Annotated in this window: 32 protein-coding genes, 1 tRNA gene and 1 pseudogene; 3 read left to right on the top strand and 31 right to left on the bottom strand. The window is 66.1% G+C overall.

Going from position 1 to position 22205, the window contains the following annotated elements; translation table 11 throughout:
• Nucleotides 1–239 precede the first annotated feature (239 nt).
• Nucleotides 240–1025: a UMP kinase gene (gene pyrH, locus VD997_14150; GenBank protein ID HYE63132.1), complete on the top strand. Its 786-nt coding sequence runs from the start codon at nt 240–242 to the stop codon at nt 1023–1025.
• A 93-nt stretch (nt 1026–1118) separates the two neighbouring features.
• Here pyrH and VD997_14145 read toward each other — a convergent pair.
• From VD997_14145 to rpsJ, 31 genes and pseudogenes are all read right to left on the bottom strand, one after another.
• A tRNA-Gly gene (locus tag VD997_14145) sits at nt 1119–1190 on the bottom strand.
• A gap of 99 nt (nt 1191–1289) precedes the next feature.
• Nucleotides 1290–2330 carry a phenylalanine--tRNA ligase subunit alpha gene (pheS, locus tag VD997_14140; protein HYE63131.1) on the bottom strand — a complete coding sequence of 347 codons (1041 nt, stop codon included), beginning with the start codon at nt 2328–2330 and terminating at the stop codon, nt 1290–1292.
• Nucleotides 2331–2406: 76 nt separating this feature from the next.
• A complete protein-coding gene (locus tag VD997_14135; protein ID HYE63130.1) occupies nt 2407–2775 on the bottom strand; it encodes a hypothetical protein in 369 nt (122 codons plus the stop codon).
• Nucleotides 2776–2943: 168 nt separating this feature from the next.
• Nucleotides 2944–3570 (bottom strand): 50S ribosomal protein L17, encoded by a 627-nt coding sequence (gene rplQ, locus VD997_14130; protein HYE63129.1) that lies wholly within the window; start codon nt 3568–3570, stop codon nt 2944–2946.
• A gap of 67 nt (nt 3571–3637) precedes the next feature.
• Nucleotides 3638–4660 (bottom strand): DNA-directed RNA polymerase subunit alpha, encoded by a 1023-nt coding sequence (locus VD997_14125; GenBank protein HYE63128.1) that lies wholly within the window; start codon nt 4658–4660, stop codon nt 3638–3640.
• A 174-nt stretch (nt 4661–4834) separates the two neighbouring features.
• Nucleotides 4835–5209, bottom strand: a complete 375-nt coding sequence (gene rpsK / locus VD997_14120; GenBank protein HYE63127.1) for a 30S ribosomal protein S11 — start codon at nt 5207–5209, stop codon at nt 4835–4837.
• A gap of 96 nt (nt 5210–5305) precedes the next feature.
• A complete protein-coding gene (gene rpsM / locus VD997_14115; GenBank protein HYE63126.1) occupies nt 5306–5686 on the bottom strand; it encodes a 30S ribosomal protein S13 in 381 nt (126 codons plus the stop codon).
• 52 nt (nt 5687–5738) lie between these two features.
• The gene (rpmJ, locus tag VD997_14110; GenBank protein ID HYE63125.1) at nt 5739–5855 is read right to left on the bottom strand and encodes a 50S ribosomal protein L36; all 117 of its coding nucleotides are present in this window, start codon (nt 5853–5855) and stop codon (nt 5739–5741) included.
• A 183-nt stretch (nt 5856–6038) separates the two neighbouring features.
• A complete protein-coding gene (gene infA, locus VD997_14105; GenBank protein HYE63124.1) occupies nt 6039–6263 on the bottom strand; it encodes a translation initiation factor IF-1 in 225 nt (74 codons plus the stop codon).
• A 103-nt stretch (nt 6264–6366) separates the two neighbouring features.
• Nucleotides 6367–7131 (bottom strand): M24 family metallopeptidase, encoded by a 765-nt coding sequence (locus tag VD997_14100; GenBank protein ID HYE63123.1) that lies wholly within the window; start codon nt 7129–7131, stop codon nt 6367–6369.
• A gap of 6 nt (nt 7132–7137) precedes the next feature.
• The gene (gene secY, locus VD997_14095; protein HYE63122.1) at nt 7138–8541 is read right to left on the bottom strand and encodes a preprotein translocase subunit SecY; all 1404 of its coding nucleotides are present in this window, start codon (nt 8539–8541) and stop codon (nt 7138–7140) included.
• A 151-nt stretch (nt 8542–8692) separates the two neighbouring features.
• On the bottom strand, nt 8693–9304 hold the full coding sequence (rplO, locus tag VD997_14090; protein HYE63121.1) for a 50S ribosomal protein L15: 612 nt from the start codon (nt 9302–9304) through the stop codon (nt 8693–8695).
• 328 nt (nt 9305–9632) lie between these two features.
• Nucleotides 9633–10118 (bottom strand): annotated as a pseudogene (gene rpsE / locus VD997_14085) (30S ribosomal protein S5).
• A gap of 50 nt (nt 10119–10168) precedes the next feature.
• Entirely contained in the window at nt 10169–10531 is a 363-nt protein-coding gene (gene rplR / locus VD997_14080; GenBank protein ID HYE63120.1) for a 50S ribosomal protein L18, read from the bottom strand.
• A gap of 28 nt (nt 10532–10559) precedes the next feature.
• Complete coding sequence (gene rplF / locus VD997_14075) at nt 10560–11114, bottom strand: 50S ribosomal protein L6 (protein HYE63119.1); 555 nt, start codon at nt 11112–11114, stop codon at nt 10560–10562.
• Nucleotides 11115–11177: 63 nt separating this feature from the next.
• Nucleotides 11178–11576: a 30S ribosomal protein S8 gene (rpsH, locus tag VD997_14070; protein HYE63118.1), complete on the bottom strand. Its 399-nt coding sequence runs from the start codon at nt 11574–11576 to the stop codon at nt 11178–11180.
• A 62-nt stretch (nt 11577–11638) separates the two neighbouring features.
• Complete coding sequence (locus tag VD997_14065; GenBank protein HYE63117.1) at nt 11639–11824, bottom strand: type Z 30S ribosomal protein S14; 186 nt, start codon at nt 11822–11824, stop codon at nt 11639–11641.
• A gap of 39 nt (nt 11825–11863) precedes the next feature.
• Entirely contained in the window at nt 11864–12595 is a 732-nt protein-coding gene (gene rplE / locus VD997_14060) for a 50S ribosomal protein L5 (GenBank protein HYE63116.1), read from the bottom strand.
• A 40-nt stretch (nt 12596–12635) separates the two neighbouring features.
• The gene (gene rplX, locus VD997_14055) at nt 12636–13022 is read right to left on the bottom strand and encodes a 50S ribosomal protein L24 (GenBank protein HYE63115.1); all 387 of its coding nucleotides are present in this window, start codon (nt 13020–13022) and stop codon (nt 12636–12638) included.
• A 45-nt stretch (nt 13023–13067) separates the two neighbouring features.
• Nucleotides 13068–13454, bottom strand: coding sequence for a 50S ribosomal protein L14 (gene rplN, locus VD997_14050; protein HYE63114.1), 387 nt, complete (start codon nt 13452–13454; stop codon nt 13068–13070).
• 34 nt (nt 13455–13488) lie between these two features.
• Entirely contained in the window at nt 13489–13755 is a 267-nt protein-coding gene (gene rpsQ, locus VD997_14045; protein HYE63113.1) for a 30S ribosomal protein S17, read from the bottom strand.
• Between the two features lie 120 nt (nt 13756–13875).
• Nucleotides 13876–14079 (bottom strand): 50S ribosomal protein L29, encoded by a 204-nt coding sequence (gene rpmC, locus VD997_14040; GenBank protein ID HYE63112.1) that lies wholly within the window; start codon nt 14077–14079, stop codon nt 13876–13878.
• Between the two features lie 53 nt (nt 14080–14132).
• A complete protein-coding gene (rplP, locus tag VD997_14035) occupies nt 14133–14552 on the bottom strand; it encodes a 50S ribosomal protein L16 (GenBank protein HYE63111.1) in 420 nt (139 codons plus the stop codon).
• Nucleotides 14553–14602: 50 nt separating this feature from the next.
• The gene (gene rpsC / locus VD997_14030; GenBank protein HYE63110.1) at nt 14603–15304 is read right to left on the bottom strand and encodes a 30S ribosomal protein S3; all 702 of its coding nucleotides are present in this window, start codon (nt 15302–15304) and stop codon (nt 14603–14605) included.
• Between the two features lie 2 nt (nt 15305–15306).
• A complete protein-coding gene (rplV, locus tag VD997_14025) occupies nt 15307–15870 on the bottom strand; it encodes a 50S ribosomal protein L22 (protein ID HYE63109.1) in 564 nt (187 codons plus the stop codon).
• Between the two features lie 53 nt (nt 15871–15923).
• Nucleotides 15924–16220, bottom strand: a complete 297-nt coding sequence (gene rpsS, locus VD997_14020; GenBank protein HYE63108.1) for a 30S ribosomal protein S19 — start codon at nt 16218–16220, stop codon at nt 15924–15926.
• A 15-nt stretch (nt 16221–16235) separates the two neighbouring features.
• Nucleotides 16236–17093, bottom strand: a complete 858-nt coding sequence (gene rplB / locus VD997_14015; GenBank protein HYE63107.1) for a 50S ribosomal protein L2 — start codon at nt 17091–17093, stop codon at nt 16236–16238.
• Between the two features lie 47 nt (nt 17094–17140).
• Nucleotides 17141–17431 carry a 50S ribosomal protein L23 gene (gene rplW, locus VD997_14010; GenBank protein HYE63106.1) on the bottom strand — a complete coding sequence of 97 codons (291 nt, stop codon included), beginning with the start codon at nt 17429–17431 and terminating at the stop codon, nt 17141–17143.
• On the bottom strand, nt 17431–18129 hold the full coding sequence (gene rplD / locus VD997_14005) for a 50S ribosomal protein L4 (protein HYE63105.1): 699 nt from the start codon (nt 18127–18129) through the stop codon (nt 17431–17433). The genes rplW and rplD overlap by 1 nt, the downstream gene beginning before the upstream one ends.
• A gap of 350 nt (nt 18130–18479) precedes the next feature.
• A complete protein-coding gene (rplC, locus tag VD997_14000; GenBank protein ID HYE63104.1) occupies nt 18480–19166 on the bottom strand; it encodes a 50S ribosomal protein L3 in 687 nt (228 codons plus the stop codon).
• Nucleotides 19167–19227: 61 nt separating this feature from the next.
• Nucleotides 19228–19536 (bottom strand): 30S ribosomal protein S10, encoded by a 309-nt coding sequence (gene rpsJ, locus VD997_13995; protein ID HYE63103.1) that lies wholly within the window; start codon nt 19534–19536, stop codon nt 19228–19230.
• Between the two features lie 299 nt (nt 19537–19835).
• Here rpsJ and VD997_13990 point away from each other — a divergent pair, with 299 nt between their 5' ends.
• Nucleotides 19836–21380, top strand: coding sequence for a hypothetical protein (locus VD997_13990; GenBank protein HYE63102.1), 1545 nt, complete (start codon nt 19836–19838; stop codon nt 21378–21380).
• Between the two features lie 10 nt (nt 21381–21390).
• On the top strand, nt 21391–22205 hold an 815-nt coding region (gene ruvB, locus VD997_13985), incomplete at its 3' end, for a Holliday junction branch migration DNA helicase RuvB (GenBank protein ID HYE63101.1).

Genomic DNA, 22205 nt, shown 5'->3' with positions numbered 1-22205 from the left:
CTCACACGCATCCCTCACCTTGTCCAGGCGGGGTCGGTTCGCCGGCGGCACATCCCCACGGGCCGCTCACCCTGATACGCGTAGACCCGGCCCCCGGTCGCACCCTGCCGGACAAGTGGCCCAGAAGGATGCCGTTCCGTCGGCCTCCGACGCGCCGGCCGCCCCCTCCCCCGACACGCGCCGACAACCCTCCCCCATCTGAATACCCTCCCCGAGCCACTCGCCCGAAGGAGCCCTCTTTGGCCACGACGATCCCTCCGACGACCCCCGCCCCGTCTACCCAGCCCAAGGCGGGCGCCGCCTCCCCTTCCAGCAAGTACCGCCGCATCCTCCTCAAGCTCTCGGGCGAGGCATTCACCAAGCCCGGGACCTTCGGCATCGACCCTGACGAGCTCGACTTTATCGCCGCGGAGCTCAAGGACGCCGCGGCCGCGGGGGCGCAGCTCGCCATCGTCGTCGGCGGGGGCAACATCATCCGCGGTGCCGAGCTCGCCGCCCAAGGCCATATCCACCAGGCGACCGCCGACCACATGGGCATGCTGGGAACCGTGATCAACGCCTTGGCCCTCCGCGAGAAGATGCTCTCGATGGACGTGCCCTGCCGCGTGATGTCGGCTATCGAAATCAGGGCGGTGGCCGAGCCGTTCATTCGAAACCGGGCCGTGCGGCACCTGGAGAAGGGTCGCGTGGTGATCCTCGCGGCCGGCACCGGCAACCCCTACTTCACGACCGACACCTGCGCCGCCCTCCGCGCCACCGAGCTCGAGTGCGACGTGCTGATGAAGGCGACCAAGGTGGACGGCGTCTACACCGCCGACCCCAAGAAGGACCCCACGGCGACCAAGTACGACACGCTGACCTTCAAGGAGGCCATGACGAAGAACCTCCGCGTCATGGACATGACCGCACTTGCGATGTGCGGCGAGCACAAGGTCCCGGTCATGGTGTTCGACTTCAAGCGGAAGGGCAACATCGCCCGCGTCGCCCGAGGCGAACGGATCGGCACGCTCCTGCATTCCGCCTAGTGGTACCGGGCTGGGGCGGGCGGGTTGCACCGCCGATCACCGCCGTCCAAAACGAACAACCCCGGCCTCGAAGCCGGGGTTGTCTCTTTCGAAAGCGGGCGAAGGGGATCGAACCCTCGACCTACGCGTTGGGAACGCGTCGTTCTACCGCTGAACTACGCCCGCACGCCCAGATCATACCCGGCTGCGGGCCGAAGGCCAAAGGCCAAGTTTTCGATGCCCTCACAGGGAGAGCACGGCCGTTAGAGCACGGTCGTGGCACCCTTACACCTGCCGCAGGAACCGCACGTCGTTCTCGAACAGCAGGCGGATGTCGGGGATGGCGTACTTGCCCATGGCCAGCCGCTCGATGCCGAAGCCGAACGCGAAGCCGGTCCACTCCTCGGGGTCGACGCCGCACGCCGTGAACACGGCGGGGTCGACCATGCCGCACCCGCCCAGCTCCATCCATCGCGGCTCCTGCTCGGGGCGCAGGCGGATCCGCATGTCGAACTCGGCGCTGGGCTCGGTGAAGGGGAAGAAGCTGGGCCGCAGCCGCACCTGAGCCTCGGGGCCGAAGTACGCCCGGGCGAACTGGAAGAGCGTGGTCTTGAGGTCTGTCATGGTCACGCCACGGTCGACGTACAGCCCCTCGATCTGGTGGAACATAAAGCTGTGCGTGGCATCGACGGTGTCGGGCCGGTAGACACGCCCGGGCGCCACGATCTTGATCGGGCCGGTCAGCTTGCCGGCGCCGCGCTTCACCGCGGCCTCCAGCGTGCGCACCTGCACCGTGCTCGTCTGGCTCCGCAGCATCCGCGGCTTGGCCACCTTTGCCGGGTTGTCCACGTAGAAGTTGTCGATCGGGTCCCGCGCCGGGTGGTCCGCCGGGATGTTCAGCTTGATGAAGTTGTGCTCGTCGTCCTCGAGCTCCGGCCCTTCGGCCGCCTCGAAGCCCATCCGCGCGAACACCTCGACGAGCTCGGCCCGCACCCGCGAGATCACGTGCGGACGCCCCGCGCTGAACGCCTCGATCAGCCCCGGCTCGGTGATATCGATCATCTCGCCGGCCGGCGTGCCCTTCGCGCCAACCTCGCCCTTACGGGCGTTGAAGGCCTCTTCGAGCTTCACCTTCACGGCGTTCAGCCGCGCGCCCACTGCGGGCTTCTGGTCCTTGGGAACATCCTTAAGCCCGCCCATCATCGCCTTGAGCTTGCCGTTGACCCCGATGTAGGCGATGCGCCACGCCTCGAGCGCGTCGGCATCAGTGGCCGCGCCGAGTTCGGTGAGAGAGCGAGACTCAAGTTCGTTCAGCTGTTCAAGCACGGCGTGAGGGTATCCAAAACGAGCACCGCCGACCTCTCGGCCGGCGGCGCGTTGATCGTGAGATCAGCAGACCAACTTAGTTGGTCTTGGTGCAGGAGGAAGCGGCGGAGCAACCGGTCTTGGTGGTGCTCACGGCGCCCATGTTGGCCTTGTCGCCGCAGGAGGACTTGCCGGAGCAGTCGCTCTTGCCGCTGGTGGCGCCCATGTTGGCCTTGGTGCCGCTGCAGCTGCTCTCGCAGCTGCCCTTGGTGCTGGTCGCGCCCATATTGGCCTTCTTGCCCTCGGCGCAGCAGTCGGACTTCTTGCCGGTGGCGCCCATGCTGGCCTTGTCCTTGCAGCACTCGGTCTTCTGGCCCATGTCGCCGCTGCTGGTCTTGTTCTCTTTGTTGCAGGCGGTGAGGGAGAGCAGGCCGGCGGCGAGGACGACGGTGAGCAGGTTCTTCATTCTTCAAACTCCTGGGTGTGGGATCCAATGGGAAGCGTCGGCGGCACCGCCGAGCAGGTGTCTAACGATAGCCAGCTTGGACGATTTCAGTTCCAGTTGGTTCCGGAATAAGAAAACGCCCGCCATAGGTGGCGGGCGTTTGGGTTCGATTCGGATATCAAGGTCGGCTCAGGCCTTCGCCTCGCCGCCCTTCTCCTTGCGGAGCTTGGCGTAGAAGGCCGTGCGCTTGTCGCTGATCTTGCGGCGCTGGCTGGGGCGGCCGCCGATTTCGGCGCCGTCCTCGGCCCCGCAGAACTGCAGGACGCAGAGCTCCGTACCGTCGCCGATGCGGTGGCGGCCGAGCTTGACGATGCGGGTGTAGCCGCCGGCGCGGTCCGCAAAGCGGGGCGCGACGTTGTCGAAGATGTGCTTCACGATCTTCGGGGCCTTGCGCAGCTCGCCGTAGCGGTTGCGCTCGACCTTGGAGCTATCCGGCACGTCGAAGAACGTCGTGGCCTGGTCGCGGAGCTTCTGGACGTGCTCCTTCTCGCCCTCGGACGCGTTCTTGGCGGTGTAGAGCCAGTCGAAGCCGAGACGGTCGCCGCCGAGCTTGGCGATGATCCGGCGGCGGGCCGCAAGATCACCGGTCTTCGCTGCGGTGATGATCTTCTCAACGAAGGGCTGCACAGCCTTGGCCTTGGGGATCGTGGTCACGATCTGCCCGTGCTCAAAGAGGCCGGCGGCCAGGTTCCGCAGCGTGGACGTGCGGTGGGCCGTGGTGCGGCCCAGTCGGTAGCCAGCTCTGCCGTGACGCATAACTCACACTCCATCTCTTCAGGAAAGCCCAGGGATCGTGATCCCTGGGCTTTGGGGGGTTCGGATATTAGGCGGGAAACTGCGGTGCGGTGACGGTGTAGCCCTCGGGCAGGGTCATCCCCAGGTCCATGTTGATGTCCTGGAGCTTGCGCTTGACCTCTCGGAGGCTGGTGCGGCCGAAGGAGCGGAGCTTGAGCAGCTCCCCATCCGTCTGGGTGACCAGCTGGCCGACGGTCTCGATGCGGGCGGACTCGAGGCAGTTGCTGGCGCGGACGGACAGCTCCAGCTCGCTGATGGGCATGTTCAGCTTGCGGATGAGCTCCTCGTCGACGCTCGCCGCGGCCGCCGCCTCCTCGCTCACGCGGTCCTCGCCCAGCTCGAAGTACTGGACGAAGGGGTTGAGGTGCTTGCGGAAGATCTTGGCGGCCTCGACCAGCGCCATCTCGGGCGGCACGGTGCCGTTGGTCCAGATCTCCATCGTCAGCTTGTCGTAGTTCGTGCGCTGACCGACGCGGGTGTCCTCGATCTTGTAGCGCACGCGCTGCACGGGCGAGTAGATCGCGTCGACGAAGATCTTGCCGATTTCCTGCTCGTCGCCGGTGTTGTACCGCTCGCTGGCGGGGACGTAGCCACGCCCCTTGGTGACCTCGAGCTCCATCTCGAAGTCGACAGCGTCAGTGAGGGTGGCGAGGACCAGGTCCTTGTTGAGGATGTTGATCGAGGTGTCGGCCTGGATCATGTCGGCGGTGACCTCGCCGGGGCCGCGGGCGGCCAGCTTCATGGTCCGGGTCTCTTCACCCTCCATCTTCACGATGAGGTTCTTGATGTTGAGGACGATGTCGGTGACGTCCTCCATCACGCCCTTGAGGGGGCTGAACTCGTGGGTGACGCCCTTGATCTTGATCGAGGAGACAGCGGCGCCCTCGAGGCTGCTGAGGAGGACGCGGCGAAGCGAGTTGCCGACGGTGGTGCCGAAGCCGCGCTCGAAGGGCTCAACGAAGAACCGGCCGTAGGTATCGCTCTTGAACTTGGGGTCGGTGACGACCTTGGTGGGCAGCTCGAGGCCGCGCCAGCGGACACGGGTGGTCATGGATCAATCTCGCTCTCGGCAGCACTCTTGGAACACCCCTTCGCAGGTTTGCGGCACGCCGCGTTGCCGAGCACGCGGGGCCTTCTTTCCTGGAGGGGACAATGAGTTCTTTGATCGGTGACGCACCGCACCACCTTTCGCAGGGCCGAAAGGTGGTGGCACGTTCCCGAATGATCACACGCGGCGGCGCTTCTTGGGGCGGCAGCCGTTGTGCGGGACCGGGGTGTGGTCCTCGACGGCGGTCACGCGGAGGCCGCTGGCGGTCAGGCCGTTGACGGCCGACTCGCGCCCGGCGCCGGCGCCCTTGATGCGGATCTCCACCTCGCTCATGCCCATCTTGCGGACCTTGCCGCCGCAGGTCTCGGCGGCGCGGGTCGCGGCGAAGGGCGTGCTCTTACGAGCGCCCTTGAAGCCGATGGTGCCGGCCGAATCCCACGCGAGGGTCTCGCCGTTGGTGTCGGTGATGGTGACGATGGTATTGTTCTGGGTCGCGCGGATGTGCGCGATGCCGCGGACGACGTTCTTGCGGACTTTGCCCTTCTTGGACATTCGAAACTCCTCGGATCGTCCGACCCGTGGAGGGTCGTACCCGTGGTGATGATGGAGAGCACGACCCGAAGACGGGTCGTGCCACCCGGAAAGTCATTACTTGGCCTTGACGCCCTTCTTGCCGGCGACGGTCTTCTTCTTGCCCTTGCGGGTGCGGGCATTGGACTGGGTGCGCTGGCCGCGGACCGGGAGGCCCTTGCGGTGGCGGTCGCCGCGGTAGGACTTGATGTCCTTGAGGCGCTGGATGTTCTGCTGAACCTGGCGGCGGAGGGCGCCCTCGACGATGTAGTTGGCGTCGATGATGGCGTTGATCTGGGCGAGCTTCTGCTCGTCGACCTCGTTGGACCGCTGGTCGGGGTTCACGCCCGCCTCGGCGAGGATCTGCGCGGCGAACTTCGCCCCGATCCCGTGGATGTACTGGAGGGCGAAGTAGATCTTCTTGCGGTCAGGGACGTCGATACCGGCGATACGTGGCATGGGATCCTCTCGCAGCCCTGGGTGGCCAGGGGTCAGTGCTCTCGGGGTTCGCTTAGCCCTGGACCTGCTTGTGCTTGGGGTCGGACTTGCAGATCACCCGCACCTTGCCCTTGCGGCGGACGATCTGGCAGGCGTTGCACATTCTCTTGACGCTGGCCTTCACCTTCACAGGTCACCTCTTGGAAAACCACGCCACAACCAGCCCGGTTTGGCGGGGAGGGGATGTTAGGCAGAGCCCCCGCGGGAGTCACGAGAAAAGTGCTGAACGAGCCCCGAGCGTAAGCGAGAGGGTGCCCCGATGGAAGCCCCCTCGCTGACGCTCGGGGCTCGCTTGGGGCTCAATGGGAGGCGCTCAATGGCGGAAGGTGATCCGGGCCTTGGACAGGTCGTAGGGGGAAATCTCTACCGTGACCCGGTCACCGGGCAGGATGCGGATGTAGTTCATCCGCATCTTCCCGCTCACGTAGGCGAGCACCTCGGACTTCTGCTCGTTGGGCAGACGCACCTTGAACATCGCGTTGGGCAAAGCTTCCGTCACCACGGCCTCGAATGTGAACTTGTCGTCCTGTTTGCCCATACGCGTCTGCTTGCTCCTCACATCCCCAATGAAAACGCCCCTTCGGGGGCTGCCCAAGGGTAGCCGACTTCCACCCCGGGTGCGCGCCAATTTGGGGGGTTCTCTAGCCGGACCGGGAAAGCAGCTCGCTCCCGGCGGGCGTGATCGCCACCATCCGTTCCTCGAACGCGGACCAGACGCCACCCATTGCGGTCGCGACGCCTTGAGCATTGGTGAGGACCTCCGCGGGCTGTTCGAGCACCACGGGTTCGAGGCACAGCACCATGCCCGGGGCGAGCCGCACATTGCGTCCCTTCGGGTATGAGAGCCAGGGGTCCTCGTGAATGGCACGCCCGATGCCGTGCCCGCAGGTGCCGGGCAGGAGGTAGAGGCCCAGCAGCCCCACTGCTTCCGCGGCGTGACCCATGACATCCTGCCACCAGGCGCCAGGCTTGGCGTGCGCGAGCACCGCGTCGAGCGCGGCCTGTGCGCCCGCTGCGATGTATTGCGCCCGCTCGCCGCCAGCGACGGCCACACTCGTTGCAACGTCCGCGTGCCAGCCGAGCGTAGTGCGGAGTGTCAGGTCGATGGTGACGACGTCGCCTTGTCGCAGAACGCGGCCGTCTGGGATGCCGAACATGACCTCGTCGTTCACGCAGATGCTGGCCGCGTGAGGGAAGGGTGGCCCGTGGTCGCCCTCGAAGCGGAAGCCCTTTGTCGTTGGGGTCGCGCCGGCATCCACGATCAGCGACTCAGCAAGCTCGGAGAGTTCGAGCGTCGTCACACCGGGCCGCACGCGCTCGGCCACGCGCTGCAATACGTCCCAAGCAAGACGCCCGGCGGCTCGGACTTGCTCGAGCTCGCCGGGCGTTGTGAACTGCCAGGGCATGCCATCTCAGCGGGGCGAAGTGCCGCCCAGACGCGGGCTGCTGCCCGCGCCCTCGTCGCCGCTCAGGAAACCCGAGTAGTTGCGCATCATCAGATTGGCCTCGACGCGCTGGAGGAAGTCCATGCACACCGACACCACGATGAGCAGGCCCGTGCCGCCCAGGAACTGCGTCACCGTCATGTCCACGTTCATCGACGAGTTCACCACCGTGGGCAGAACGGCGATGAGCGCGAGGAACGCGGCGCCGACGAACGTCACGCGGGTGACGACCGTCTCCAGGTACTCCGCGGTGCGCGGGCCGGGGCGCAGGCCGGGGATGAACGAGCCGTGCTCCTTGAGCTGCTTGCTCATTTCCTCGGGATTGAACTGGACGGTGATCCAGAAGTAGCTGAAGAAGTAGATCATCGCCACGTAGAGCAGGAGGTAGAGGAAGGCGTTGTGCTGGAAGTTGTCGGAGAGGAAGCGGAGCGTGTCGCCGCCGAAGCCGGTCCAGCTGTTCTGGTTGGCCATCTCCTTCAGCTGGGCGAAGACCACCGTGGGGAAGATCATCAGCGAGCTGGCGAAGATGATGGGCATCACGCCGCCGTGGTTGATGCGCATCGGCAGGTAGGACTTCTGGCCGCCGTACACCTTGCGGCCGCGGGTGTGCTTGGCCTGCTGCACCGGGATTCGTCGCTGGGCCACCTGCATGAGCACCGCGGCCATGGTGACGCCGACGAAGCCGGCGGCGAGGAGGATGAGACCCATCCAGCCCATCTTGCCGGGCGTGCCCGGTTCGAAGTTGGCGCGGACCAGGCCAAGGGCCTGCGGGATGGAGGCCAGGATGCCGGCCATGATGATCATGGAGGCGCCGTTGCCGATGCCGTGCTTGTCGATCTGCTCGCCCAGCCACATGAGGAACGTGGTGCCGGCCGTGAGGGCGGTCACGGCCATCACCCACCAGAGCGGGTTCTGCACCCAGTAAGGCGTGATCAGGTCGTTCTGGTTGAGGTACGCGAGCCAGCCGAAGCCCTGAACGACGCACAACGCCACGGTGGCGTAGCGCGTGTACTCCATGATCTTCTGGCGGCCGGTGGGGCCCTCTTCCTGGATGGCCTTGAGCTGCGGCAGGAAGGACGCGAGCAGCTGGAAGATGATGCCGGCGGTGATGTACGGCATGATGCCCAGGCCGAAGATGGTGGATTGGGAGAGGCTGCCGCCGGAGAACATTGTCACGTACGTGGCGATCGCCTCGATGCCCGAACCGCTGCCCTTGGAGGCCTGGTCGAACAGCTCCTGGAGCTTGTCCTGGTTGACGCCCGGGAGCGGGATCCAGTGGCCCAGGCGGAAGACGATGAGCATGCCGAGCGTGAACAGGATCTTGTTCCGCAGTTCTTCGATCTTGAAGACGTTGATGAGCGTGCTGAGCACTTCGGACCTTTCACGACGTGGAAACAACCGGTCGCAACCCAGCGCCGGGCGAGAAGCGTAGGCGGGAAGAGTTCGGATCAGGGGCTCTCACAAACCCAAAGAAAACGGCACGGTTGCCCGTGCCGTCTCGTGGATCAGTTGATCCCCCTGCTCAGGCCTTCTTCTCGCCCTCGCCCTCGTCGGCGGCCACGGCCTTCTTGGCCTTGCTGCCGCTGCCGCGCTTGAGCTTCTTGGTGAGGTTCTTGGGGGTGCGGTCCTCGCTGGTGAGGTCGATGCCGCGGGTGCGGTCGCGACGGGTGCCGGTCTCCTTCACGGAGCCGCCGGCATCGGTGATCATCTTCTTGGCGGACGCGGAGACGCGGTTGGCCTCGACCGTCAGCTTGGCCTTGAGCCCCTTCTCCTTGCCCAGGCTGCCGAGGATCTTGAGGTCGCGGCTCTCGTCGCGGACCAGGCCGGCCTTGATGAGCGACTCGGAGTTCACCGTGCCCCCCTTGGCGAAGCTGGGGTGGGCCACGATGTCGCCGATGTTCACCGTCCAGAACTTGACCTTGAACGGGGCGTTGGTGAAGCCGAACTTGGGCAAGCGGCGGAAGTAGGGCATCTGGCCGCCTTCGAACGCCTTCTTTGCGGCGTTGCCCGAGCGAGAGCCCGCGCCCTTATTGCCGCGGCCCGACTGCTTGCCGTGGCCGGAGCCTTCGCCGCGGCCGACCCGCTTGCGGTTCTTGTAAGCGCCGGCGAGGGCGGTGATGTCGTGGATCATCATGACCGTGTACTCCAGTCTCTATCGCTATCTGCATCGGTCCGGGAGGCCGGCCCGCGTGTGTCGTTTACTGAACTCAGCCGGCAGTGGGAGCGGCAGCGCCGCCCTGTGCCTCGCCGCCACCCTGGGGTGCGCCGGCGGAACCGCCCTCGGGGCCGCCGTCGCGACCACGACCGCCGCCGCCGCCGCGACCGCCGCGGGGGCCGCCGCGACCACGACCGCCCTTGCGGCCGTCATCGACGGTGTTGACGGGGCCCTTGGCCTTCTCGCGCTTGGGGGCGGAGGGCATGAAGCGCTTGCCCTTCTCGATCTTGGCCTCGATCTCGGTGGTCTCGAGCTGCTGGCGGCGGAGGTCGGCGACCTGCGTCGGCTGGCGGAGCTGGGCGAGACCCTCGAACACGGCCTTGACGATGTTGCGCTTGTTGGTGCTGCCGTAGCACTTGGTGAGGCAGTCGGTGATGCCAGCCTTCTCGAGGATGGTGCGGACCGTGCCGCCGGCGACCACGCCCGTGCCGGGGGCGGCGGGGACGAGGCGGACCTTGGAGGCGGAGAAGGTGCCCTCGACCTGATGAGGGATGGTGGTGCCGACGAGCGGCACGTTGACCATCGCCTTGCGGGCGTACTTCTCGGCCTTCTCGATGGCCGAGGGGACTTCGTTGGACTTGCCGTAGCCGAAGCCGACGCGGCCGCGACGGTCGCCGACGACGACGAGGGCGCCGAAGCTGAAGCGGCGGCCGCCCTTCACGGTCGCGGACGTGCGGTCAACGCCGATATTGGCGGACTCGATCTGGCTGGATTCGGAGAAGTTGTCGTTCATGGGTCTCTTTCGCTTCGACTTCGGTCACGGCCGGTGGCCGTGCTTGGCACTTAGAACTGCAGACCTCCCTTGCGGGCGGCATCACCCAGGGCCTTGACGCGCCCGTGGTACTTGAAGCCGCCACGGTCGAACACCACCGAGGTCACGCCAGCGGCCTTGGCGGCCTTGGCGATGGCGTCCCCCACTGCCGCGGCGGCGGCGGAGTTGCCGGTCTTGTCGGCCTTGATCGCCTTGTCCATGGTGGACGCGGCGGCCAGGGTCTTGCCGGAGAGGTCGTCGATGACCTGGGCGTAGATGTGGTTCAGGGACTTGTAGATCGAGAGACGGGGACGCTCGGGCGTGCCGCTGATGCGCTTGCGGATGCCGATGCGACGGCGGGAGCGCCTGACCTGCTTTCCAACGTTCTTGTTCATGGCTCTGCTCTTTCTGATCAGGCGGCGATTAGGCGCCGAACTGCTTGCCCTGCTTGCGCTTCACGACCTCGTCGGTGTACTTGATGCCCTTGCCGTTGTAGGGCTCGGGCTTGCGGACGGCCCGCATGGACGCGGCGAAGTGGCCGACGACGCCCTTGTCGGGGCCGGTGATCTTCACGAACTGCTTGTCGATCGCGACCGTCACGCCCTGGGGGATGTCGACCATGATCGGGTTGGCGTAGCCGACGACCAGCTTGACCTGCTTGCCCGCCATCGTCGCCTGCCAGCCCACGCCCACCACCTCGAGGTTCTTCTCGTAGCCCTTGGTCACGCCCTCGACCATGTTGCGGATGTGGGCGCGGGTGGAGCCCCAGTACGCGTTAGCTTCTTTGTTTTCGGGGGTAAACCCCTCGGCAAGGGCGACGCTCACGGCCTTGTCGCTCTCGTTGAAGCTGACCTTCACCTCGGGGCGCGTCGCAAGCGTGAGCTTGCCCTTGGGGCCCTCGACGTGCACGGCCTGGTCCTTCACCGCGACCTTGACGCCGGCGGGAACGGGGACTGCTTTCTTACCGATACGGGACATTGCAAACTCCTGTCGCGTGCGGCTCGCCCGCCGGTGGCGGGGCTTCCGCGGTGAAACTTCGTGTTACTCGATCGTGCAGAGCAGCTCGCCGCCGACGCGCTCGGTGCGGGCCTTGCGGTCGCTGAGCACGCCCTTGCTCGTGGAGACGATGGCGATGCCCAGGCCCTGGAGGGGACGGGGCAGGTCCTCGACCTTGGTGTAAACGCGCCGGCCGGGCTTGCTCTCGCGGTGCAGCTTGTGCAGCACGGTCTCGCCGGCGGGGCCGTACTTGAGGCGGACGCGGATCTGGCCCTGGCGGCCGTCTTCGATCACGTCGTAGCCGTCGATGTAGCCCTCGTCGCGGAGCACGTCCGCGATCCCGCGGCAGACCTTGCTGTTGATGCAGGCCACCGTCTTGGAGCGGTTGCGGGCCGCGTTGCGGATCCGGGTGAGCATGTCTGCGATTGGGTCGCCGATCGCCATGATTGAGTCCTAAGTCCTGGGTCGTGAGACGTTGAGTCGGTACGTTGACGCGTTGCCGGTGATTACCAGCTGGCCTTCCGCATGCCGGGGATCTTGCCCTCAAGGGCGAGCTTGCGGAGCATGATGCGGCTGATGCGGAACTTGCGGTACACGCCGCGGGCGCGCCCGGTGAGCTGGCAACGCCGCACGGTGCGGGTGCTGAACTTCGGGGTCCGGCGGCTCTTGGCCATCTGTGCCTTGGTCGTCATGTCTGGTGCTCCGGCGTGCGTGCCGTTTGAATCCTGTGGTTACTTCTGGTCGGGCTTACGGAAGGGCATCCCCAGCTGCTCGAGCACGAACTTGCTGCGCTCGGGTGTGCTGTTGGAGAAGCAGAAGTTGATGTTCATGCCGTGGGTGAACTGGGCCTCGGCCATGTTGATCTCGGGGAACACGCCCTGCTCGGTGAGGCCCATCGCGTAGTTGCCCTGGCGGTCGAACGCCTTGTCGGGCAGGCCGCGGAAGTCCTTGATACGGGGCGTGGCGAGGTTGATGAGGCGGTCGAGGAAGTGCCACATGCGCTCGCGGCGGATGGTGACGACGGCCGAGCTCTCGAAGCCCTCGCGGAGCTTGAAGTTCGACACGCTCTTCTTGGCCTTCACCACCACGGGCTTCTGGCCGGTGACCTTGACGAGGGTCTCGAGCACCTGGCCCTTGACGTGCGGGGGGAGCTTGCTGCCCTCGAGGTGGCGGCCCATGTTGACGTTCAGCACGATCTTCTCGAGCTTGGGCATCGCCATCGGGTTGTCGATGCCGAACTTCTCGGTGACAGCCTTGCGGACCTGGTCCTGGTAGAGCGTCTTGAGGCGCGGGGGCGTCTTGGGGCCCGCCGCCGCCTCGGCCTCGACGGCCTCGGAGACGTGCTTCTTGCCCGAGCCGCCGCCCGAGGGCTTCTTGCCGGCGGGAGCGCCCTTCTTCGCGCCCTCCTTGGGGGCGTGCTGCTTGGCCTCACCGGCCTGCTTCTTTGCTTCTTCCTTCGACATGGGTCTGCTCACTTACTCGAGGGGTCGCTCGGGGAAAGTCTTACTTCTTCTTGCTGGCCTTGGAGGCCTTCTTCGCCGGGGCCGCGCCGCCGGCGGCGGCCTTGATGGTGCCGAGGACCTTGAGCTCCTTGCCGGCGTGGCGGGCCACGCGGACCTTGGAGCCGTCGGACTCGGTGCGGAAGCCGACGCGGACGGCCTTGCCGTCAACGACGGGGCTCACCTTGCTGATGTGGATCGGCATCTCCTTGGTGATGATGCCGCCCTGGGGCGCGATGCGGGTGGGCTTGATGTGCTTGGTCTGGGTGTTGACACCCTTGACCAGCACCTGATCGGTCTTGGTGATGACGCGGATGATCTCGCCGACCTGGCCCTTGTAGGAGCCGCTGGTCACCATCACTGTGTCGCCTTTGCGGACGTGGCGGGGCATGTCTGAATCCTTCTTCCAGCTCTGGTTGAGGCTGATCAGGTGCGGTTAGATCACTTCGGAGGCCAGGGACACGATCTTCATGTAGTTGCGGTCGCGCAGCTCGCGGGCCACCGGCCCGAAGATGCGGGTGCCCTTGGGGTTGCCGTCGTCCTGGATCAGCACGACAGCGTTGCTGTCGAACTTCACGTAGGAGCCGTCGGCGCGACGCGTGGCCTTGGTGGTGCGGACGACCACGGCCTTGCTCTTGTCGCCGGGCTTCACGTCGGCGCCGGGCAGGGCCTTCTTGATCGACACGAACACGCGGTCGCCAACGCCCGCGGTGCGGCGGGTGAACTTGCCGGTCGCGGTCGAGCCGCCGTACACGCGGATCACGTAGGCGATCTTCGCCCCGCTGTTGTCCGCGACCTCACACCGTGTTTCCTGTTGCAGCATGGCTCAGTCTCGTTCCTCACGCGATCGTCGCGTGTTACTGCACTTCCTTGACGCTCTTGATGGCCGCGGCCTGCTCGGCCCGGTTCTCGACGATCCGCACGAGCTTCCAGCTCTTGGTCTTGCTCAGGGGCCGGCAGGGCGCGACCTCGACCAGGTCACCGTTGCGGCTCTCGTTGTTCTCATCGTGCACGTGCAGCACGGTCCGCTTGCGGATGTACTTGCCGTACTTGGGGTGCTTGTCGAGGTAGTTCACCACGACCTTGCGGGTCTTCTGGCGGACGTCGCTCTCCACGACCCCGATCTGGGTACCGGTCTTGCTCTCGGTGGTCGCGGCCGGCTTCTCGGCCTTCTTGGCCGCGGCGGACGACTTGGTGCTGGTCTTGGTGGCTGCCATCGTGATTCCTCTTACGCCTGGGTCGTCTTACGCCTTGGTTGCCTTGAGCGCCCGGGAGCGCTGCTCGGTGAGCAGGCGGGCGATGTCCTTGCGCATCTTGCCGAACTTGGAGGTGTCCTCGACCTTCTCGGTCACGGCCTGGCTGCGCAGGTCGTAGAGGTCGTTGCGGAGCTTCGCGAGCTCCTGCTTGATCTCCTCGTCGTTCATCTTGTGTGCTTCTGCTGCCTTCATGATCCAACTCCGATCGGACTTGATCGCCGGGGAGGCCCGCGGCGCGGTTTGCTTTACACGCGGACGCGGCGGCCGACGAACCGGCACTTGACGGGCATCTTCATCGCCACGCGGAGGAGGGCGAGCTTGGCCGTCTGCTCGGGCACGCCGGCCATCTCGAACAGCATGGTGCCGGGCTTCACGCGGGCCGCCCAGTAGTCCACATCGGCCTTGCCCGTACCCATTCGGGTCTCGAGGGGCTTCTTGGAGATGGGCTTGTCCGGGAAGACGCGGATGAACAGCTTGCCCTCGCGCTTGACGAAGTGCATCGCGGCGATACGACCGGCCTCGAGCACGTTGCCGGGGACCCACGCGCCCTCGAGGGCCTGCAGGCCGTAGTCACCGAAGGCCACGTAGTTGCCCTTGGTGGCCTTGCGGGGGCGGACCCGCCGCATTTCCTTGCGGTACTTGACTCTCTTCGGCATCAACGCCATCGGACACACTCCACGGGGCTAGCGGCCGCCCCGAATCAGTCGAAACTTTTTTACTTGCGACCACGGGCCCGGGCGCGACCGCCGGCGGCGTTCGAGGTGTTCTCGTCGGCCTCGGTCGTGTACATGCCCTTGTAGACCCACACCTTCACGCCGATCACGCCGTAGGTGGTCCGCGCCTCGGCGAACCCGTACTCCACCCGCGCCTGCAGCGTGGAGAGGGGCAGCGAGCCCAGACGCACGGCGAGCACGCGGCTCATCTCAGCCCCGCCCAGGCGGCCGCTGATCTGGACCTTGACGCCCTTGGCGCCGGCCGTCATCGCGGCCTCGCACTTCATCTTGACGACGCGACGGAAGCTGGCCCGCTTCACGAGCTGCTCCGCGACCGCCTCACCGATGAGGTTGGGGTCGAGGTCCGCGTTCTTGATCTCGATGATCGAGATCGCGACCTTGCGGCCCGTCATGTACTGGAGCTCCTCGGTCATGCGCTCGACCTCGGCGCCCTTGGGGCCGATCACCAGGCCCGGGCGGGCCGTCTTGATGATGACCTTGAGCTCTTCACGCGTGCGCTCGATGTGGATGTCGCTCACCGCGGCGTTTGGGGGCCTGCGGTTGAGGCGCTTGTCGAGCCACTTGCGGATCTTCTCGTCCTCGACGAGGAGCTCGCCGTAGAGAGCCTTGGGGGCGTACCAGCGGCTCTTGTGAGCCTCGGTGATCCCGAGCCGCAGACCGAATGGATGCGTCTTCTGTCCCATGCTTACCTCGCCCCCGCCTTCGCGGAGCGCTCTTCAACGCTGATGGTGATGTGAGCCAACGGCTTCAGAATCTGGTGGGCACGACCGCGGTCCTTGGGCTGGAACCGCTTGATGACCGGGCCGTTGTCGACGCGGCTCTCGCTCACGAAGAGCTGAGTCGTGTCGGCGCCGGCCTGCTCGGCGTCGGTGATAGCCGCGTTCAGGGCCTTCTTGAAGTTCACCGCGGCCTTCTTGGTGTTGAAGTTCAGCAGGTCCTGGGCGGCGATGACGTCCTTGCCGCGGATCAGGCCGGCGATGAGGCCCGCCTTGCGGGGGCTGCCGCGGTGGCCGTTGACCTTGCTGGTGAAGGCGGCGATGTCCTTGGCTTCGCAGCCCAGGACGCCGGCCATCTTGCTGATCATCGGCGCCTTGCAGCGCGGGTGATCGCGGCCGACCATCCAGTTGTTGACCGCGCTGAGGGCCCGGTCGACCTTCAGGTTCTCGTCGGCGATCGCCTGCGCCAGCTGCTCGGGAGTGATCCCGGCCTGCTGGGCACGCTGCTTGAGCTTCTTTCCTTGAATCCTCACGGGTAGGCCCTCGTCTGCCGGCCCCAGCGGGCCGGCGGGTTGAACGACGTGCTTTAGGACTTCGCGGCGGCGGCGCCCTCGATGCCTTCCTTCTTGTTCGTGTGCCCGCGGAAGGTGCGGGAGATGCTGAACTCGCCGAGCTTGTGCCCGACCATGTCCTCGGTCACGAACACGTCGAGGAACGCCTTGCCGTTGTGCACCTTGAACGTGTGCCCGATGAACTCGGGAACGATCGTGCTGCGGCGGGCCCAGGTCTTGATGGGCTCGCGACGGCGGCTGGCATTGAGCTTCTCCACCTTGCGGTAGAGCTTCTCATCGACGAACGGACCTTTCTTGAGGCTGCGTCCCATGTGCGTGTCCCTGGATTACTTCTTCTGGCCGTAGCGCTTGCTGACGCGGCGGCGGATGATCAGCTTGGTGGAGTGCTTCTTGCGGTTACGCGTGTTGCCGCCCTTGGCGTGCACGCCGGTGGGGCCGGCGAGCGGACGGTTGCCCTTGCTGCGGCCCGAGCCGCCGCCCAGCGGGTGGGCGTGGTGGCTCTTGGCGACGCCGCGGGTGATCGGGCGGATGCCCATCAGGCGGGAGAGGCCGGCCTTGCCGAGCTTGCGGAGGCGGTGGTCGGGGTTCCCAACCTTGCCGATGGTGCAGCGGCAGTCGAGCGGGACCCGGCGGACTTCGCCGCTGGGGAAGGTGAGGGTCGCGTAGTCACCCTCCTTGTTGCTCATCTTGCAGTAGGTGCCCGCGGAGCGGCAGATCTTGGCGCCGCGACCCTTCTCGAGCTCGACGCAGTGCACGTCCAGGCCGGTGGGCACGAAGCGGAGGGCCATGGAGTTGCCGATGGCCGGCTCGATCGCCTCGGTGCTGGAGGTCAGGATGGTCTGGCCGTCCTTGAGGCCCTCGGGCGAGGGGATGTAGCGGCGGACGCCGTCGGTGTACTCGATCAGGGCGATGTGGCAGGAGCGGTTGGGGTCGTACTCGATGCCGATGACCTTGCCTTCGATGCCGTCGCGGTCGCGACGCTTGAAGTCGATCATGCGGTACATCTTCTTGACGCCGCCGCCGATGCCGCGGGAGGTGATCTTGCCGCTGTGGTTGCGCCCGCCGGTCTTGGGCAGGGGGGCCAGCAGCGACTTCTCCGGGAAGTTCTTGGTGACTTCCGCGTGCTCGTTCACCGAGGCGTTGCGGCGCCCGGCGGAGGTCTTCTTGTAAACACGGATGGGCATGGCTGGGTCCTTCTCTTCGAACTGGCTTCGCTCAGTCGGGCGTCAGCTCAGAAGAGCTCGATGGAGTCCTCGGGGTGCAGGCGGACGGTGGCCTTCTTCGTGTTGGCCGGCTGCTGCATGCCGTACTTCAGCATGCGGGAGCGGTGCTTGCGCACCTGCGTGTTCACGGCCTCGACGCGGACCTTGTAGATCTGCTCGATGGCGTTCTTGATCTCGTCCTTGGTGGCGCGGGGGTCCACCTCGAACGCGTAGAGCTTGTACTCGTTCATCGCGTAGGTGCTCTTCTCGGAGAGCAGCGGCTTCTTGATGACGTAGATGGGGTCAACGTTGGCGGGCATCAGGCCACCTCCACCTTGGCCGTGCGGCCGAGCGGGTTGATCTTGGCGTCCTTACCGGTCTGGGAAACGGGGCCCTTCAGCCAGGCCTCGAGGTCGGCCTTGCTGATGACCAGGTACCGGTGGTTGAGCATGTTGAAGCAGTTGAGCTGATCGACGCGGACCAGGCTCACGTCCTCCATGTTGCGGCCGCTCTTGCGGGCACTCTCGGAGGCGGCGTCGTCCATGGGCAGGGCGACCAGGGCGGAGCGGTCGACCTTCACGGCCTCCAGGAACTGCTGGAAAGCCTTCGTCTTGGGCTCCTTGAAGGAGATGCCGTCGACGATGCGGACCTCGTTGTCCATCAGCTTGGAGAGCAGCGCGTTGCGGTTGGCCTTGCGCCGCATCTTCTTGGGCATGTCGAGGCGGTAGTCCTCGCGGGTCCGCTTCTTGGAGTGGCCGTGGCCACCGCCCTTGAAGAGGTTGGCCTTGCGGTCGCCGTGACGGGCGTTGCCGGTGCCCTTCTGCTTGTAGATCTTGCGGGTCGAGCCCTCGACCTCGGTGCGGTTCTTGGTGCGGGCGGAGCCCTGGCGGAGGTTCGCGTGGTAGCGGACGTACGCCTGCTTGATCAGCGAAGCGTTGATCTCGCCGCCAAGGGACTTCTCGTCGATGGAGAACTGGGCAACTTCTTTGCCCTGCATGTTGTAGACGGGGACATTCATCGTGTCTTCCACCTCGTCTGACGCCTGACGTTCCGGGCGGGCCATGCTGCCCACGCCTTCGCGTCGTCTGCCGCCTATCCGTCTCAGCCTCCAGTCCCGAAGAGGAGTTCTTCGGGTACACGCACCATGCGTGCGGGGTGGATCGGAATCGACTCGGCTGTCTTCAAACCGTTTGTCGCTGCCCGGCGGTTTCCCCTTCGGGACCTCCCGGGCTCGCCGATCACTCTTTCAAGCGGCCGGCGACTGCAACTGTCCGAAACTCCTGATATCCCCCACTCACCTTTGAGCCCCATTGCTGGGTTGGGGGTTGAGATACTAGGCAGCCGCCCTCGCCGGGGCGACCAAACTGCTTACTTCTTCCCTGCCACGCGCCGCGCCTTGCTCTTGTACAGGCGAACCGCGGGGCGGACCTCAACGAGACCGTTCTTGCCGCCGGGGACCGGGCCCTTGACCAGCAGCAGGTTCTTCTCGGGGTCCATGCGGACGATGTCCAGGCTGCGGGTGGTGACGCGCTCGTCACCCATGTGCCCGGCCATCTTCTTGCCCTTCTTGAGGCCGCCGCCGAAACCGCGGTTGGAGCAGAGCGAGCCGATCGAGCCGGGGGACCGGTGCTTACGCTCGGTGCCGTGGCTGGCGAACATGCCCTTGAAGTGCCAGCGCTTCATCACGCCGGCGAAGCCCTTGCCCTTGCTGCGGCCGATGACGTCGACGAACATCGTGCCCTCGAGCTCCTTGACGGTGAGGGTCTGGCCGAGCGTGAAGCTGCCGGCGCCCTTCTCGTCAACGCGGAACTCGCGGTGGTGACGCTTGGGGGTGGTGCCCGCCTTCACGTCGTGCGCGATGAGCGGCATCGTGCTGTTGCGCGCCTTGACCTCGCCGTAGCCGATCTGCACGGCGGAGTAGCCGTCCTTCTCGGCGGTGCGGAGCTGGGTCACCACGCAGGGACCGCACTCGATCACCGTCACAGGCACGCTGACGCCGGCGTCGTTGTAGACGCGGGTCATACCGATTTTCTTACCCAGCAGAGACAAGCCCATGGCGTCCTCGACTTCCTACCAACGAAAACCCCCGGGGCTCAGTGCTCCAGGGGCTTCAAACTCAGGCCTTGATCTTCACGAACACACCCGCGGGGACCACGAGCCGGTTGAGCGCCTCGACGGTGCGGGCGTTGGGCTCGATGATGTCGATGATCCGCTTGTGAGTGCGGATCTCGAACTGCTCGCGGGACTTCTTATCGATGAACGGGGAGCGGAGGACGGTGTAGCGCTCGATGCGGGTGGGCAGCGGGATGGGACCCGCGACCTTCGCGTTGGTGCGCTTGGCGTGCTCGACGATTTCCTTCGCCGAGGCATCGAGGGCCAGGTGGTCGTACGCTTCCATCCGGATTCGAATCTTGCCGCCAGTCATTCGTAAACCACCTGGGGGATGTCCCCGAACCTGCTGCCCGTGCTACTTGCCAAAGTACGGCGCGAAAAACCCGCTCCTCCCGGAGAAGCGGGAGGGAAGAATAGACCCAGCCCCCGTCGTGTCAACTGCGCAGGGTTCGCAGTTTCTGAACGTTGGCTCTCCAACGGCCGCCCACAGCGGCTTTCCACGCCCATTGGGGTGATCAACCTACCCCCGACGGCACCCCGAACAGCATTCCTACAAGCCGGTCCGTGTTTCGGCCGATCCAACTCTCTACATTGGTCCGTACCGGAGAAGCCATGCCCAGATTCGCCCCCCACTCCCGCTGGAAGCTCGTTACCGCCTGCGCCCTGGCCCTCGCGGCGGGCGCCGCGGCGGCCCAGACCTCTCCCCAGCGGCAGCCGCAGCGGCCTCCGGCAGTTCCTGCGCCTTCGGGGCAGCCGGCGGGCCAGCCGGCAGCCCAGCCCTCCCTGCCCAGCCGCACGTACAACCCGTCCCCGGTTGAGCTTGCGACCGACGCCTGGAAGCTCGAGAGTGTCGGCCTGAGCATGTTCCTGCCCATCGACACACTGGCCCAGGCCAGTACCGCCGGGGGCAAGAGCTCGGTCCAGATCACCCCCACCACCTCCAACAGCACCTGGATCGTGAACATCCAGACGCCGCGGGTCGTCAACTCGGACACGACCGCGGCCGAGGTGTGCGACCAGATCGTGACCGAGCACTTCCGGAATGCGGGGGGCGAGGTATTCGTGCCAAAGGAGGGCAACCCCAACAACCTGGAGCTGGCGGGGCTCAAGGGCAAGCTGCTGGAACAGCGGAAGACCATCCGCATTGGCGGGATGGATTCCGAGCGGGTGTACTTCTCGGTACCGGGCGCGACCGTCGATTCGCCCGAGATCATCCGCGGGTTGACCATCTTCAAGCCGGGGACCAACCAGTTCGTTGTGTTCGAGCTGGTCACCACACCGGCCGCTTACGACAAGGCACGGTCGATCTACGAGGCGACGGTCGCCTCGGCGACCTTTGAGGATCCGGCCAAGCTCATGCTGACCCGAGCCGCGGCAATCGCGGCCGGGCAGAAGGTGCTCGGGGACGCCGCGCCGCAGAAGCTGAAGGAAGTCATCGCGGCCTACCCCGAACGCTGGGAACGCTGCTACAAGCCTTCACCCAGCGGGGCTGATGCCGATGCGACCGAGATCGGCTACCGCCGCATCACAGCCAAGGTCGGCCCCCGGGCCGCGGGGCAGATCGGCGGGAACCAGGACGGCTTCACTGTGCAGATCGAGTCGCGGATGCTCGACAAGGCGGTGATCATCGACACCACCGCCTCGTACTTCGTCAGCTCTGACATGGGCGACGAGTCGTGGACGGTGCAGAACGCCATCCGCAAGGGCACGCAGGTCAACACCATGACCGAGCGCGGCGCCCGCGCCGGCAACGGCATGGTGGTGCAGGTCGAGGGCACGGGCATGGCGCCGCGGGAGATCCGCCCGGTGTTCGTCGCGGACGGGTATGTGAGCCGCGTGGAATCAGTGCTGCTGCCGCTCATTCTGCTCAAGAGCGGCGCGGCCATGGACTACGGCTTCTACAGCTACCTCTCGGATGAGTCCACCGTGTGCTACCGTCGCGAGACGCTGGAGCAGCCGGCCGAAAGACCCGGCCTGTGGAAGCTCACCACCAAGCTGAGCGACAAGAAGCCTGCACTGGTGAGCTACTACAACGGCAAGGGCCAGCTGCTGCGGACCGAGATGCCCGACGGCGCCGTGTGGGAGCCGGTCACGCCGGAGAAGCTGATGCAGTTGTGGAAGAGCAAGAACCTGCCGGTGGAGAAGGGCAAGCGGTAAAGGGGCTCCGTTGGCAACTGACCGACTTCTGTCTTCGCAGGCCGCGCCGCAGGATGAGCAGGTGAACTGGGCGCTGCGCCCCACCGCGCTCAGCGAGTACGTGGGCCAGAGCGAACTCATCGACCGCGTGTCGATCGCGATCCAGGCGGTCAAGGCCCGCAAGGAGCCGCTGGAGCACGTGCTGCTGCACGGCCCGCCAGGGCTGGGCAAGACCACCCTCGCGCACGTGCTGGCGCAGGAGATGGGCGTCAAGATCGCGGTTACGAGCGGGCCGGCCCTTGCACGGGGCACAGACTTGGTCGCGGCGCTCACGCGCCTGCAGCACGCCGACATCCTGTTCATCGACGAGATCCACCGGCTGCCGGTCGCGGTTGAGGAGTTCATCTACCCGGCGATGGAGGACTTCCGGATCGACGTGACGCTCGACAGCGGCATGGCGGCGCGGACGGTGCAGGTGCGGTGCAAGCCGTTCACGTTGATCGGGGCGACGACGCGGGCGGGCATGCTGAGCTCGCCGCTGCGATCCCGCTTCGGGCTGATCCACCACCTGCAGTACTACACGCGGGCGGACCTGCTGGCGATTCTCGAGCGCTCGTCCCGGCTGCTGAACGTGCCGGGCGCGGACCGCAGCGCGCTGGAGACCATTGCGGAGCGCTCACGCGGCACGCCGCGGATCGCCAACCGGCTGCTGCGGCGCGTTCGTGATTACGCGCAGGTCCGGGCGGACGGACACATCACGGCCGATGTCGCGCGTGCCGGCTTGAAGCTGCTCGAGGTCGACGACCAGGGCTTCGACGAGGTCGATCGCAAGCTGCTGCGTACGAT

The organism is Phycisphaerales bacterium (assembly GCA_035627955.1).
Classification (GTDB): Bacteria; Planctomycetota; Phycisphaerae; order Phycisphaerales; family UBA1924; genus JAEYTB01.
This window is presented reverse-complemented; position numbering and strand designations above follow the sequence as displayed.

Excerpts from the sequence above, each read along its gene's own strand:
- VD997_14135 (HYE63130.1), bottom strand. The coding sequence starts at position 2,775 with ATGAAGAACCTGCTCACCGTCGTCCTCGCCGCCGGCCTGCTCTCCCTC.
- rplQ (HYE63129.1), bottom strand. The coding sequence starts at position 3,570 with ATGCGTCACGGCAGAGCTGGCTACCGACTGGGCCGCACCACGGCCCAC.
- VD997_14125 (HYE63128.1), bottom strand. The coding sequence starts at position 4,660 with ATGACCACCCGTGTCCGCTGGCGCGGCCTCGAGCTGCCCACCAAGGTC.
- rpsK (HYE63127.1), bottom strand. The coding sequence starts at position 5,209 with ATGTCCAAGAAGGGCAAAGTCCGCAAGAACGTCGTCCGCGGCATCGCG.
- rpsM (HYE63126.1), bottom strand. The coding sequence starts at position 5,686 with ATGCCACGTATCGCCGGTATCGACGTCCCTGACCGCAAGAAGATCTAC.
- infA (HYE63124.1), bottom strand. The coding sequence starts at position 6,263 with ATGGGCAAACAGGACGACAAGTTCACATTCGAGGCCGTGGTGACGGAA.
- VD997_14100 (HYE63123.1), bottom strand. The coding sequence starts at position 7,131 with ATGCCCTGGCAGTTCACAACGCCCGGCGAGCTCGAGCAAGTCCGAGCC.
- rplO (HYE63121.1), bottom strand. The coding sequence starts at position 9,304 with ATGATGATCCACGACATCACCGCCCTCGCCGGCGCTTACAAGAACCGC.
- rplR (HYE63120.1), bottom strand. The coding sequence starts at position 10,531 with ATGAACAAGAACGTTGGAAAGCAGGTCAGGCGCTCCCGCCGTCGCATC.
- rplF (HYE63119.1), bottom strand. The coding sequence starts at position 11,114 with ATGTCCCGTATCGGTAAGAAAGCAGTCCCCGTTCCCGCCGGCGTCAAG.
- rpsH (HYE63118.1), bottom strand. The coding sequence starts at position 11,576 with ATGGCGATCGGCGACCCAATCGCAGACATGCTCACCCGGATCCGCAAC.
- VD997_14065 (HYE63117.1), bottom strand. The coding sequence starts at position 11,824 with ATGACGACCAAGGCACAGATGGCCAAGAGCCGCCGGACCCCGAAGTTC.
- rplE (HYE63116.1), bottom strand. The coding sequence starts at position 12,595 with ATGTCGAAGGAAGAAGCAAAGAAGCAGGCCGGTGAGGCCAAGCAGCAC.
- rplX (HYE63115.1), bottom strand. The coding sequence starts at position 13,022 with ATGCCCCGCCACGTCCGCAAAGGCGACACAGTGATGGTGACCAGCGGC.
- rplN (HYE63114.1), bottom strand. The coding sequence starts at position 13,454 with ATGCTGCAACAGGAAACACGGTGTGAGGTCGCGGACAACAGCGGGGCG.
- rpmC (HYE63112.1), bottom strand. The coding sequence starts at position 14,079 with ATGAAGGCAGCAGAAGCACACAAGATGAACGACGAGGAGATCAAGCAG.
- rplP (HYE63111.1), bottom strand. The coding sequence starts at position 14,552 with ATGGCGTTGATGCCGAAGAGAGTCAAGTACCGCAAGGAAATGCGGCGG.
- rpsC (HYE63110.1), bottom strand. The coding sequence starts at position 15,304 with ATGGGACAGAAGACGCATCCATTCGGTCTGCGGCTCGGGATCACCGAG.
- rpsS (HYE63108.1), bottom strand. The coding sequence starts at position 16,220 with ATGGGACGCAGCCTCAAGAAAGGTCCGTTCGTCGATGAGAAGCTCTAC.
- rplB (HYE63107.1), bottom strand. The coding sequence starts at position 17,093 with ATGCCCATCCGTGTTTACAAGAAGACCTCCGCCGGGCGCCGCAACGCC.
- rplW (HYE63106.1), bottom strand. The coding sequence starts at position 17,431 with ATGCCCGCCAACGTTGACCCCATCTACGTCATCAAGAAGCCGCTGCTC.
- rplD (HYE63105.1), bottom strand. The coding sequence starts at position 18,129 with ATGAATGTCCCCGTCTACAACATGCAGGGCAAAGAAGTTGCCCAGTTC.
- rplC (HYE63104.1), bottom strand. The coding sequence starts at position 19,166 with ATGGGCTTGTCTCTGCTGGGTAAGAAAATCGGTATGACCCGCGTCTAC.
- rpsJ (HYE63103.1), bottom strand. The coding sequence starts at position 19,536 with ATGACTGGCGGCAAGATTCGAATCCGGATGGAAGCGTACGACCACCTG.
- VD997_13990 (HYE63102.1), top strand. The coding sequence starts at position 19,836 with ATGCCCAGATTCGCCCCCCACTCCCGCTGGAAGCTCGTTACCGCCTGC.